Origin of the sequence: Allobosea sp. (assembly GCF_030694325.1) — a bacterium.
GTDB lineage: Bacteria > Pseudomonadota > Alphaproteobacteria > Rhizobiales > Beijerinckiaceae > Allobosea.
The window spans coordinates 1-10406 of the sequence record NZ_JAUXYO010000185.1 but is presented as its reverse complement, the minus strand read 5'-3'; the positions used below and the strand labels follow the sequence as shown (position 1 = coordinate 10406).

The following is a 10406-nucleotide window of genomic DNA, read 5'->3' as shown; positions in this document are numbered from 1 at the left end:
AGTTCGAAGGCTTCCAGCCCGGTGAAGCGGCCCGGCGTATAGCCCGGCAGCGTCCAGACGAGGTCGGCGACGCCGTCGCGCGCCTGGTCGAAGAGCTGCGGCGGCGTGCCGCCGAGCTGCATCGAGGGGAAGATGTCGATCTTGATGCGGCCGTTCGACTCCGCCGCGACCTTGTCGGCCCAGGGCTTCAGGAAACGCGCATGGCCCACTGCGACCGGCGGCAGGAAATGGTGCATCTTCAGCGTCACCTCCTGCGCATTCGCGCGGGTGGCCCGCAGCACGAGAGGCGCGGCGACGGCAGCGCCGGCACCCGTCAGCAATTGGCGGCGATCGAACGTCATGACTTCCCTCCCGAGGATGTCGCCTGTTTCTCTGCGCCGCCCCGGTGGGACGGACGCATGACAGCGTCTTCAGCTTAGCACGACCGGCGGCGAGTCTGGACCTGGCGCCCGCCCGCTTCTCGATCGGCAAAGATCGTTGCCGACGCAACCAAATCCGTCAAGGTCCCGACGGTCCAACAGGCGCGCCACGCGTGAAAAAACCGCGCCCCGCAAGGCGCGGTCGTGACGAGACGGTGCAGCGCGCTCAGGCCTGCGGCGGAATCCGCAGCACCCAGCCGGGCTGGATCAGGTCCGGGTTCTTCACCGGCGGCGAGTTCGCCTTGACGATCTCGGTGTGTTTGGCGCCCTGGCCCTTGCCGTAATGCTCCTCGGCGATCTTCCAGAGCGTGTCGCCCTTCTTCACCGTGTAGAACACCGCCGCCGGCACCTCCTTGCTGACGATGAGTTCGGACTCGACGCTGGAAATGCCAGCCGTGTTGCCGAGCGCCAGGATGATCTTCTCGGCCTCCTCGGTGGTCATGGCCTTGCCCGTGACCTTGACCTTGTCGCCGTCGACCGTGATCGCGACGTCGGAGGGCAGGCCGTGGCCGGCGAGTTCCTTCTGCAGCGCGTCCGGCGTCGCCGCCTTGGCCGAGCCGAAGATCTTGGCTCCGGCATCCTTGATGAAACTGAACAGGCCCATGCGTTTCCTCCATCCGTTGGGACCCCATCAAGCCCAACTGCGCCGACATGTTCAAGGCGGTCGTGCCGCAGCCGGTGCTTTTCGCGGGAGATGCCGTAGCGGGAGCCCAGATCATCAGCGCAGAAGAATCTGGAAGGGGCTTTCCCCGGCCCGCGGCGACTGTCACAAGCGCGCAAAACCGCCAACAGGAGCTTCTCGATGCTGACCCTCGCCCAGGCCCAGACGATCCTCGCCACCGCCCTGGCCCACGCCACGGAGGCGAGCTTCAAGCCGCTCGCCATCGCCATCCTCGACGCACGCGGCGCGCAGAAGCTCTTCGCCGCGCAGGACGGCACCAGCCTGAAGCGCGGCGAGATCGCGCTCGGCAAGGCGCATGGCGCCGTCGCCATGGGCATCGGCTCGCGCGCCCTGCACAAGATGGCGCTGGAGCGCCCCTATTTCGTCGAGGCGGCGACCCATGCCGTCGGCGGCTCGCTCGTACCGGTGCCCGGCGGGGTGCTGATTCGCGATGCCAGCGGGGCCCTGCTGGGCGCGATCGGAATTTCGGGCGACACCTCGGACAATGACGAAGCCGCAGCGCTCGCCGGAATTGCCGCCGCAGGCCTCGTCGGCGACACCGGCGCCTGAGACCGGCGCGCGGCGCGGCTCAATGAGCCAGCGCCGAGGACACCATCTCACGGCTCGCCGACGGTGTCGGCGCGCCGAGCCTCAGCGAGTCGCGCACCTGCTGCGACGGACCGGCGAGCAGCGAGGGCAGCAGCGTGCCGCCATCGGCGACCAGCGGCTCGTCCTTCAGCGGCGGCAGCGGCAGCAGGTCCTCGCCCTCCTCCACCGGTGCAGGGCTGACGCGCTCGCGCAACTCCGCGATGGCGCCCTCGATGGGGTGGAAGCTGAAGCGGACCCGATGCATGCCCGCCGGCACCTGAACGGCGCGGAACAACACATTCGCCTTCAGGATCTCGGTCTCGACGCCGTCGACCCGGGCCCGCCACCAGGGATGGTAGATGTCGTTGAGCACGACGAAACCGCCGACGGAGCTCGTGACCTCGACCTCGACCTCGGTGTTCTCGTAGCGCAGCACCGTGACGTCGGCGCGGGTCTGGGCCGGTCCTTCCGCCGTGGCGACGGGTGGCTCGACCTCGAGCAGAACGGTCTGCAGCGGATCGACCTCGGGCCAGCGGCCGCTCTGCTTCATCGCATCGAAATCGGCCATCTCCCAGCCGCCGACGAACTGCACCCGCGGCAGCGCGCGCGGGTTTTCATAGACATAGCCCTCCCGGGTCCGGGCGATCAGCCGGAGATCGCCGTCGCGCAGCGCGTGGTCGACCTGCTCGATCGGCAGCGGCGAGGCGATGTAGCGAAGGCCCAGGAGATTGGCGAGGCGGCAGCGATAGGAGGGAAAGAGCGGCGTGAACTTGCGCTGATCCGGCCCGGCGATGCTGTCGCGTGTGCCGACCGCATCCGAGAAATCGGCGAGGCGCAAGGGGTTGTAGCCGAGCGTATGGTCGAAGCCGTGGACCATGCCGGCATTGGGCCATTCGAAGCCCATCCCCAGCAGCTCCACCCGGTCGCGCCGGGGCGATCCCGCCGGCTGGGCCGTCAGCCGCTTCAGCACCTGGACCGTCTCGTTGCGCGTGTCGGGACGCAGAACGTCGTAGAGGTCGGGCGCCAGCGCGGTCGATTCATTGGGGCCGTTGTTGACCCCGAGATCCGCCGCGACAACGGCCGTGACCAAAGCCGCCGCCGCCAGCGGACCGAGCCCCGCCCGCAGATGGCGCAGCCCGTAGAGCAGGGCCAGCGCGGCCGCAAACCAGACCATCGCCAGCGCCACGGGCTTGACCGCCTCAGCAAGCCGTCCTTGCTCTGCCGACAGCAGCAGCGCAGCGGCACCGAGGGCGGCGACCAGCCCGCCCCCCCAGAGCAGGTCGAACTTGGTCAGCCCAAGACGCGGCTCGGTGAACAGGCGATGCAGCACATAGCCGGCGAGGACGGCGCCGAGGGCGCCGATCAGGAAGGTGGCGTCGGCAGGCCGCCGGAAGGCGTTTACGCCCGGAAGATAGTGGTAGAAGGCGGCAAAGGCCGGCGTGTAGCGGCCGAGCGCAAACAGCACCATCAGCGCAAACAGGATGGTCAGACTGCGAATGCCCTTGTCCCAGAGCCAGCCGCGGCTGAGCCCGGGCACCATCAGGAGCAGCGCCGGCAGCGCCCCGAAATAGACCTGCCCCATGTTCTGCGACAGGAAGAGCTCCTTGGCGTCCCAGCTCGGGCTGTAGGGGCCCCAGAAATCGACCTTGGGATCCTGGGCGCCGAACAGATCCGCGACGAAGGCGGTGAGTAGCGAGGCCGGATGCAGCGAGCCTCGCCCCGCCTCGACCAGATCGACGGCGGGCCGCGTCGTCGCCTCGGCGAAAAGCCAGGTCCACAGCAGCGGCAGCGCAACAACGCCGAGGCCGACCACGGCCGCGAGGGCACCCGGCAACAGGCTGGCGCGCAGCGACGGCCAGCCGCCCGACAGCCAGTGCGCCACGACCGCGCCGATCAGGATATAGGCCCCCAGCAGCGCCACCTGGTCGGGTTCGACCATCATCAACCCGGCAGCGAGGCCCGCCAACGCCCCTGCCGCCAGCGAACCGCGCTGCAGCATCCGCAGTGTCAGCCACAAAGCGATGGCGAAGAAGGCCAGGCTGGCGATCTGCCCGACATGCTGCACCCGCCAGGCCGCAGAGGCCCCGAAGGCGAAGACGATCGCGGCCAGCAAACCGCCGGCCGGGTGCCAGTCCCGATCCCGGAACAGCATCATCAGCGCTAGGCCGCCGGCCAGCAGATGAGCCAGGACATAGGTGTCGACGGCGCGGAAGCTCGGGGCCGGCGACAGCAGCGCCAGCAGGATCGCGGGGGAGAAGATCAGCGATTGCGGATCGGCCACCTGCGGCGAGCCGCCGAAGACGTTGTGCGTCCAGAACGGGGACTGGCCCGAATGCAGCGCCCGCGCGAGAAACTGGATCTGCGCCTGGAAATGCGCCTTGGCATCGAACGGGATGGTCACCGCGCCCGACAGCCAAGGCCAGCACAGCACGACCCAGACACAGATGAAGGCCACGGCAGCCAGCCCGTAGCCGGCGACCTTCTTGGAATGCGCGTCCAACGGACCCCCCGGTCCCCTGCCAGCCCTGGACGACCCCCGGATCGGGGCCCGCCTCCAGCCTGTCAGCGGCCGGACCATGCCCGCAGCGAGGTGAACTGAAACTGAATGAAATCACGCAGCCGTGATCACGCTCTGCCGTAGCGTGAGGGAACAGTTACCGGGATCAGCGATTGAGGCTGCTCGGTACGGATCAGCGTCCCTGGGCCAGCCATTGCGCCAGCACCCGCCGCTCGTCCGGCGTCATGCCCGAGAGGTTGTTGGGCGGCATCGCATGGGTCATTACCGCCTGGACGCGGATGGCCCGCGCATGGGCCGCGATCGTCTCCGGCTCGTGCAGCAGTACGCCCTTGGGCGGAATCTGGATGCCGGGCCAGGTGGGCTCGGGCGCATGGCACATCGCGCAGCGCCCGGTGACGATGTTGGAGACCGCCTCGGGCGGCGGCTGCAGCCCGGCGAGCATGACCCGCTTGCTCGCCGGTAGCGGCATGAGGCCGAGCCGCTCGCGCCCGCCGGGCGAGGACGCCATCGCCACCCAGAAGGCGAGCCAGAGCGCCACCAGCGCCAACGCCCAGGTCCACCAGGGCGATTTCGCATGGTCGGCATGGCGGACATTGAAGAAATGCCGGATCAGTGCGCCGGCCACGATGATCAGCGCCACAAGTACCGGGACCACGCCCGAATTGGCGTAGGTGACGGGATAGTGGTTCGACAGCATCAGGAACAGCACCGGCAGGGTGATGTAGTTGTTGTGCAGCGAGCGCTGTTTGGCCGCCTTGCCGTATTTCGGGTCCGGCTTCTCGCCCGCGGTCAGCGCCGCGATCACCTTCCGCTGGCCAGGCATGATGTTGAAGAAGACATTGGCGGTCATGATCGTCGCCATCAGCGCGCCGGTGTGGATTAGCGCGCCGCGCCCCGAAAACACCGAGGCGAAGGCCCAGCTCGCCGCGACCACATAAGAAAAGCCGAGCACCCCGAGCACGACGTCGTTGCGCCCCAGCGGCGAACGGCAGAGCCAGTCATAGAACAGCCAGCCGAAGACCAGCGCCGCGATGCCGATGGCGCCCGCCACCGGCGGCGAGAGCTGCATCACCGCCGGGTCGATCAGATAGAGCTCGGACTGCGCGTAATAGACCCAGACCAGCAGGAAGAAGCCGGAGATCCAGGTCCAGTAGGCCTGCCATTTGTGCCAGGTCAGCTCGGCCGGCATCACGGCGGGCGCGACCAGATATTTCCGCATCTCGTAGAAGCCGCCGCCATGGACCTGCCAGGCGCGCCCGCCCTCTCCCGGCGGGATGTCGGCGGCGGGACGCAAGGACGCGTCGAGATGGATGAAGAAGAAGGACGAGCCGATCCAGGCAATCGCGGTGATCACATGCAGCCAGCGCAGCAGCATGCCGCCCCATTCCATCAGATAGGCGTCCAGCATTGCGGCGGGGGTTCCTGTCACGTCAGGCGATGGACTTCGCAGGAACGCAGGTTACGGTCGGCTGATGGCGGCAGGCAAGCAGGCGCAGCAGAACGGGCTGTGGCCGCGCCGCCACCCACAGCTCTTATCCTGAGGAGCCGCAAAGCGGCGTCTCGAAGGATGGTCCAGATGGGGCTGACTGGAGCATCCTTCGAGACGCAGCCCGAAGGCTGCTCCTCAGGATGATGGCTCTGGAATGCAGATCGAAGAGGACTGAAATGGCGGGACTGACGACGCATATTCTCGACACCCATGGCGGCGTGCCGGCCGCTGGGGTGGCGATCACCCTTCGCCGTGTCTCGGACGGCAAGACCGAAACCCTGGCAACCACCATGACCAATGCCGACGGCCGCACCGACGCGCCGCTGCTGACGCCGGAGGCGACGCAGCCAGGCCTCTATGAGATCGATTTCGCGATCGGCCCCTATTTCCGCGGCCGCGGCGTCGCCTTGCCGCAGCCCGCCTTCCTCGAAACCGTCACGGTGCGCTTCGGCATCGCCGACACCAGCCGGCACTGGCATGTGCCGCTCAATTGCTCGCCGTACGGCTACACCACCTATCGCGGGAGCTGAGCACCTCGTCATGCTCGGGCTTGACCCGAGCATCTCCGGCCAGAGATTCTCGGGTCTGCGCTTCGCTGCGCCCGAGAATGACGGCCCGTAACTTGCCTTCACCGTCAGACGTTTATCTCTCTCAGCTGAATCACTTTGCGAGCACCGCTCCCCATGACCGACACTGCCTATCCCCGCGATCTCAAGGGCTATGGCCGCACCCCGCCGCATCCGCGCTGGCCGGGCAAGGCGCGGATCGCCGTACAGTTCGTCGTGAATTACGAGGAAGGGGGCGAGAACAACATCCTGCATGGGGACGCCGCCTCCGAGGCCTTCCTCTCCGAGATCGTCGGCGCCGCGCCCTGGCCCGGCCAGCGCCACATGAACATGGAGTCGATCTACGAATACGGCTCGCGGGCAGGATACTGGCGGCTCTGGCGGATGTTCTCCGAGAGGGCCATGCCGGTCACCGTCTTCGCCGTGGCGAGCGCGCTGCAGCGCTATCCCGAGATCGCCGCCTCGATGCAGGAGGCCGGCTGGGAAATCGCCACCCATGGCCTGAAATGGATCGACTATCGCGACGTGCCGGCCGAGCGCGAGGCCGCCGATATCGCGGAGGCCATCGCCATCCAGCGCGAGATCACCGGCGAGCGCCCGCTCGGTTTCTATCAGGGCCGCACCTCGCAGAACACGACGCCGCTGATGATGGCGGAAGGGGGCTTCCTCTACACGGCGGATGTCTATGCCGACGAGCTGCCCTACTGGCTGGAAGGGCCGAAGGGGCCGCAGCTCGCCGTGCCCTACACGCTCGACGCCAACGACATGCGCTTCGCCACCCCGCAGGGCTTCAACAGCGGCGACCAGTTCTTCGCCTATCTGAAGGACAGTTTCGACCTGCTCTATGCCGAGGGCGAGATCGCGCCGAAGATGATGTCGATCGGCCTGCATTGCCGCCTCGTCGGCAGGCCGGGCCGGGCCGCGGCGCTGGCGCGCTTCCTCGACCATGTCCAGAGCCATGACGATGTCTGGGTCGCGACGCGGCTCGACATCGCCCGCCACTGGGTCCGCCATCACCCGCCGGCCGGCGGCTACCGCCCGTCCGCCGTACCGAAGGCGCTGTTCGTCGAGGTCTTCGGCCGGATCTGGGAAAATGCGCCCTGGATCGCCGAAGCCACCTTCGACGCCGGCATCACGCCCGCCCATGACGACGCCGCGACGCTGCACGCGGCGATGGCGGAGGTGATGCGCGCCGCCCCGCGCGACAGGCTCAAGGCGTTGCTGCTCGGCCATCCCGACCTCGCCGGCAAGCTCGCCGCGGCCGGCGAGATGACGGAGGAATCGATCGGTGAGCAGGCCTCGGCCGGGCTCGACCGCCTCGCGCCCAGCGAGCGCGCCCGCTTCACGCAACTCAACGACGCCTACAAGGCGCGCTTCGGCATCCCCTTCATCATGGCGGTGGCCGGCGCCAGCAAGGACGCGATCCTGGCCGCCTTCGAGACCCGGCTGCAGAGCACGCCCGAGGTCGAGTTCGAGACCGCTTTGGGACAGGTCGAGCGGATTTCGCTGCTGCGGCTGAAGGAGATCATGCGTGGTTAGGGCGCGGGGAACCCCTCTCCTGCATCAAAGTCGGGTACACCCGACTTTGATACTCTAGGTGCTGATCTCGGGGGAGCCCGAGATCAGTGAGAGGGGCAGGGGTGAGGTGTCGGCCCCTGGACCAGCAAAGTGCGAGCCCAACCGCAGCGGCGGTGAGGGCACGGCCATGGTGTCAAACGGCCGCCCCCTCACCCTGCCCTCTCCCTACGGGAGAGGGTTCCCCGCGCTTCACCGTCTGCTGTGGCGCCCGAGGACTTACAACCCGCTCACCAGATGCCCGCCATCGACCGCGACCACCGCCCCGGTCATGTGGCGCCCGGCCTCCGAGCAGAGCAGCAGCAGCGGCCCGTCGAGATCGGCGGGGTCGCCGATGCGGCGGGTCGGGATGCGCTTGGTCAGCGCCTCGCCCGCCTCGCTGGCGAAGAAGTCGCGGTTGATGTCGGTGACGATATAGCCAGGCGCGAGCGCATTCACCCGGATGCCATGGCGCGCCCATTCCAGCGCCAATCCCTTGGTCATCTGAATCAGCCCGGCCTTGGAGACCGCATAGGGCACGACGCGCGCCGTCACCCGCTCGCCCAGGATCGAGGCGATATTGACGATCGCCCCGCCCTGCTTCGCCTCGATCATGACCTGCGCCGCAGTCTGCGCCGCGAAGAAGCAGCCCTTCAGGTTGACGTCGAGCTGCGCGTCCCACTGCGCCTCGGTGACGGAGATCGCGGCCTCCGTCTCGCCGATGCCGGCGTTGTTGACGAGGACGTCGAGCCCGCCCATGAGGCGCGCCGCCTCCGCCACGCCGGCCTGAATCGAGGGGACCGAGGCGACGTCGAGGGTGAGCGGCATCACCTGGCCCGGCAGCTTGGCGCAGGCAGCCGCCAGCTCCTCCAGCCGCTCGACACGACGCGCTGCCGCGACGACCTTGGCGCCCTGCCCCGCCAGCAGCCGCACGAAATGCGCGCCCAGCCCCGACGAGGCGCCGGTCACCAAGACACGCTTGCCCTTCAGATCTTCGCCCATGCGTTCCTCGTTTGATTGTCAGGAAGGGACACTGCGGCGGGCGGCGGGTCAATCGCGGCGACGGCTGACGCCGCGCCCCTTCAGAACCCCGACGCCGTCATCCCGGGCGGAGCGAAGCGAAGACCCGGGATCCATGCCTGAAGCGTTCCGGCATGGATCCCGGGTCTCCCGGAGCCTGTCCTTGGGCCGGCCAAAGGCCGGACCCGAGGGGTCGCCCGGGATGACCCGCGGTTGTAAAAAGACGGCCTAAGCGGCCCTCATCTCCGGCACCAGCAACCCGACGCGCTCCAGATCGGCACGGAAGCGGGCCGTCTCGCGCTCGCGCGCCTCCTCGTCCGGCAGGCGCAGCAGATAGGAGGGGTGGACGGTCGCCAGCAGTGCCGTGCCGTCTTCCAACGCAAGGTCGCGCTCGCGCATCGAGGAAAGCGAGCCGCGATGGCCGGTCAGGGCATGCAGTGCGGTCGCGCCCAGCGCCACCACCAGCCGCGGCCTCACGAACTCCTGCTCCAGCCCGAGCCAGAAGCGGCAGGCCGATATCTCGCCGGCATTAGGCCGCTCATGGATGCGCCGCTTGCCCCGCACGGTGAATTTGAAATGCTTCACCGCATTGGTGACATAGGCGCGGCTGCGGTCGAGCCCGGCCTCGCCCATCACCCGGTCGAAGACCTGCCCGGCCGGCCCAACGAAGGGCTTCCCCGCCAGATCCTCCTGATCGCCCGGCTGCTCGCCGACGAACATCACCGGCGCCGCCAGCGGCCCCTCGCCGAACACAGTCTGCGTCGCATGCAGGCAAAGCCCGCAGCGCGAACAATCCTTCGCCGCGTCCCGCGCCTGCTCCCAGGAGGCGGGTGTCTCGGGCGAGCCCGGCTCGGCATCCCTGAGGCGTTGCATCTGCCGCAGATGCCGCTCCGGCGGCAGGGTCGGAGCCTTCTCCACCATCTCCTGCGCCCGCCGCCCGGCCTGCGCGATCAGCGGCGCGATGAGTTCGGCCTCGGGCAGGTTGCGCCAATACTTCTCCGGCATCTCGGCCTTCATGGCTTTGATCTTCAGTCGGGCGGGATTGAAGATATTGGCGTAATACGTCCGCCAATAGGCCTCCATCGCGTCGTCGTCCGGCGCTTCGGCTTTTGAGGCGCCCTCCCCCAGATGCAGCGTCGCGCCGTCCCAGTGGAGCGAGCGCAGCGGCGTCAGGATCGACCAGCGCATCGCCGCGAAGCGCTCGACGAAGAAGCGCGAGACCCGCTCGACGATGTGGTGCTCGGGCTCGAACCAGGCGACGAAGGCCTCCCCGCCATCGGGACCCACCACCTCGCGAAAGCGCACGAAGGCGGTCATCTTGTGCAGATCCCGGCGCACCGACTTCGCCATCGCCCGGGCGCGATGGACCTCGTCGTCACTGACCACGTGACCAAGCATCGGCTCGCGCTGGAGCCGCAGCAGCAGACGGTAGAGCAGTTCGCAACGCCCGGCATCGCCCTGACAGACCACCCCCTCCGCCAGCTCGACGAACTCCCGCGGCACGCGCAGTTCCGCCCCGTTCGGCGGCAGCGGCTGCGGCTCGGCCAGCCCGGCGAAGAGCCCGGAGGCCTCCGTCCCCACCTGCCACTGG

General features: G+C 68.4%; 8 protein-coding genes and 1 pseudogene. 3 read left to right on the top strand and 6 right to left on the bottom strand.

Annotated features, from left to right (window positions below; translation table 11 throughout):
• Positions 1 to 341, bottom strand: a pseudogene (locus Q8M82_RS11790) (C4-dicarboxylate ABC transporter); the annotation flags it as partial.
• Positions 342 to 585: 244 nt separating this feature from the next.
• On the bottom strand, positions 586 to 1023 hold the full coding sequence (gene lysM, locus Q8M82_RS11785) for a peptidoglycan-binding protein LysM (protein ID WP_305691541.1): 438 nt from the start codon (positions 1021 to 1023) through the stop codon (positions 586 to 588).
• Positions 1024 to 1221: 198 nt separating this feature from the next.
• On the opposite strand from lysM, the gene Q8M82_RS11780 reads away from it, so the two are divergent.
• Complete coding sequence (locus Q8M82_RS11780; protein ID WP_305691540.1) at positions 1222 to 1650, top strand: GlcG/HbpS family heme-binding protein; 429 nt, start codon at positions 1222 to 1224, stop codon at positions 1648 to 1650.
• A 19-nt stretch (positions 1651 to 1669) separates the two neighbouring features.
• Here Q8M82_RS11780 and Q8M82_RS11775 read toward each other — a convergent pair whose 3' ends face one another.
• Together Q8M82_RS11775 and Q8M82_RS11770 are read right to left on the bottom strand one after the other, a co-directional pair.
• Positions 1670 to 4168 (bottom strand): hypothetical protein, encoded by a 2499-nt coding sequence (locus Q8M82_RS11775; protein ID WP_305691539.1) that lies wholly within the window; start codon positions 4166 to 4168, stop codon positions 1670 to 1672.
• Between the two features lie 190 nt (positions 4169 to 4358).
• On the bottom strand, positions 4359 to 5591 hold the full coding sequence (locus Q8M82_RS11770) for a urate hydroxylase PuuD (RefSeq protein WP_305691542.1): 1233 nt from the start codon (positions 5589 to 5591) through the stop codon (positions 4359 to 4361).
• A gap of 260 nt (positions 5592 to 5851) precedes the next feature.
• Between Q8M82_RS11770 and uraH the strand changes: the two genes are divergently transcribed.
• Together uraH and puuE are read left to right on the top strand one after the other, a co-directional pair.
• On the top strand, positions 5852 to 6205 hold the full coding sequence (uraH, locus tag Q8M82_RS11765) for a hydroxyisourate hydrolase (protein WP_305691538.1): 354 nt from the start codon (positions 5852 to 5854) through the stop codon (positions 6203 to 6205).
• Between the two features lie 153 nt (positions 6206 to 6358).
• Positions 6359 to 7780: an allantoinase PuuE gene (gene puuE, locus Q8M82_RS11760; protein ID WP_305691537.1), complete on the top strand. Its 1422-nt coding sequence runs from the start codon at positions 6359 to 6361 to the stop codon at positions 7778 to 7780.
• A 255-nt stretch (positions 7781 to 8035) separates the two neighbouring features.
• Here the strand turns inward: puuE and Q8M82_RS11755 are convergent, their stop codons facing one another.
• Together Q8M82_RS11755 and Q8M82_RS11750 are read right to left on the bottom strand one after the other, a co-directional pair.
• Positions 8036 to 8797, bottom strand: a complete 762-nt coding sequence (locus Q8M82_RS11755; RefSeq protein WP_305691536.1) for an SDR family NAD(P)-dependent oxidoreductase — start codon at positions 8795 to 8797, stop codon at positions 8036 to 8038.
• 246 nt (positions 8798 to 9043) lie between these two features.
• Positions 9044 to 10406 (bottom strand): UdgX family uracil-DNA binding protein (locus Q8M82_RS11750; RefSeq protein WP_305691535.1); only part of this gene is annotated, 1363 nt, incomplete at its 5' end.

Coding starts and splice junctions, on each gene's coding strand:
- uraH (WP_305691538.1), top strand. CDS start 5,852: ATGGCGGGACTGACGACGCATATTCTCGACACCCATGGCGGCGTGCCG.
- puuE (WP_305691537.1), top strand. CDS start 6,359: ATGACCGACACTGCCTATCCCCGCGATCTCAAGGGCTATGGCCGCACC.
- lysM (WP_305691541.1), bottom strand. CDS start 1,023: ATGGGCCTGTTCAGTTTCATCAAGGATGCCGGAGCCAAGATCTTCGGC.
- Q8M82_RS11780 (WP_305691540.1), top strand. CDS start 1,222: ATGCTGACCCTCGCCCAGGCCCAGACGATCCTCGCCACCGCCCTGGCC.
- Q8M82_RS11755 (WP_305691536.1), bottom strand. CDS start 8,797: ATGGGCGAAGATCTGAAGGGCAAGCGTGTCTTGGTGACCGGCGCCTCG.